At 76.7% G+C, this 390-nt stretch carries 1 protein-coding gene and 1 pseudogene; both read left to right on the top strand.

The window, feature by feature from the left end; all coding sequences use genetic code 11:
- A pseudogene (locus ACSNOG_RS32995) lies at positions 1-106 on the top strand (nucleotidyltransferase family protein); the annotation flags it as partial.
- Positions 107-115: 9 nt separating this feature from the next.
- Positions 116-390, top strand: a 275-nt coding sequence (locus ACSNOG_RS33000) for an NAD-dependent epimerase/dehydratase family protein (RefSeq protein WP_436756361.1), incomplete at its 3' end; no start/stop codon positions are given.

The raw sequence follows: 390 nt of genomic DNA on the forward strand, positions 1-390 counted from the left end.
CTACGAGTTCGACGGCTACTGGCTCGACATCGGCCGTCCGGACGACTACGACCGCGCCAACCGGGAGTTCTCCCTGCACCGCGACATGCTGATCAAGGGAGCGTGAACGGCAGGCATGCGCATCATCGTCCTGGGCGGCACCGGCTTCCTGGGCCGGCACGCCGCCGAGCGCCTGCGCGCCCTCCCGGGCGCGCAGGTGCTCGCCGCCGGCCGCTCGGCCGCCGCCGACGTCCCCGTCGACCTCGCCTCCGCGGCGGTCGACGCCCTCACCGCCGCCCTGCGGCGCGCCGCGCCCGACGCCGTCGTCAACTGCGCGGGCGCGGTCGGCGGCAGCCCGGTGGGCCTCACCGGCGTCAACGCCCTGGGCCCGGCCGTGCTGTGCGAGGCCCT

Source organism: Streptomyces sp. URMC 124 (assembly GCF_051386455.1).
Lineage (GTDB): Bacteria > Actinomycetota > Actinomycetes > Streptomycetales > Streptomycetaceae > Streptomyces.